The organism is Brachybacterium tyrofermentans, assembly GCF_014897585.1.
Classification (GTDB): Bacteria; Actinomycetota; Actinomycetes; order Actinomycetales; family Dermabacteraceae; genus Brachybacterium; species Brachybacterium tyrofermentans.
Window position 1 is genome coordinate 1 of the sequence record NZ_JABUXW010000092.1, and the last position, 978, is coordinate 978.

Annotated in this window: 1 protein-coding gene; it reads left to right on the forward strand. The window is 66.0% G+C overall.

Annotated elements, in window-relative coordinates; all coding sequences use genetic code 11:
* Positions 1-50: 50 nt before the first annotated feature.
* Positions 51-963, forward strand: a protein-coding gene (locus INT49_RS20840) for an IS5 family transposase (RefSeq protein ID WP_193119633.1) whose coding sequence is annotated in 2 segments (ribosomal slippage) — positions 51-428 and positions 430-963 — 912 coding nt in all. Because the reading frame shifts where the segments join, the coding sequence is not laid out codon by codon here.
* Positions 964-978: the final 15 nt, after the last annotated feature.

Sequence of the window (978 nt, forward strand, 5' to 3'; positions counted from 1 at the left end):
CTAGGGCGTGTCTCCTATGTGTGAGCTGTTTCGTGCGAGAGCGTCGAGGGATGGCTACCGCGACGACTCCTCGGCACCAAGTCCTCACTGACAAGCAGTGGGAGCGAATCGAGCCGATGCTGCCCTCGAACACGGGTCGCAAAGGGCGTCCCTTCCACGACAACCGCAAGATCGTCGAGGGCATCATCTACCGCGCCAGGACCGGGATCCCGTGGCGAGATCTTCCCCGTGAGCAGTTCGGTCCCTGGCAGACGGTGTGGAAGCGCCATTACCTCTACGCCCGCCTCGGTGTTTGGGACCGGATCCATGCCGCACTGATGGCGCAGGCCGATGCCGCGGGCGATATCGAGTGGATGGTCTCGGTGGACTCGACGATCAACCGAGCTCATCAGCACGGCACCAACACGACGCGTCCTGACCAGCCCACAGGGGGCGACGGCGAACCACAACAATCCGTCTCCTGAAGAGCCTGATGGGCACGCTATCGGGCGCTCGCGCGGCGGGCTGGGCAGCAAGATCCACGCCGCCGTCGACGGCAACGGAATGCCGTTGGCGATCGTGCTCACCGGCGGACAGCGTCACGACGGCGCGATGCTCCTCGAGGTCCTCGACGACATCCGCGTTCCCCGTCTGGGGCCTGGCCGCCCCCGGATCCGGCCCGACGCCGTCGTTGCGGATAAGGCCTACTCCTCGGGCAAGACCCGCCGGATGCTCGCCGCCAGGGGCATCAAAACGGTGATTCCCCAGAAATCCGACGAGATCGCCTCACGCAAGAAGAAGGGCACTCGCGGCGGACGCCCGCCTGCGCTCGACCAGGTCGCCTATGCCGGCCGCAATGTCGTCGAACGACAGTTCGGACTGGCCAAGCAATGGCGCGGGATCGCCACCCGCTATGACAAGCACGCCATCGCCTACCGAGCCGGCGTCGTCCTCTGCGCCGTCATCGCCTGGCTACGCAAATAGGAGACGCGCCCTAGC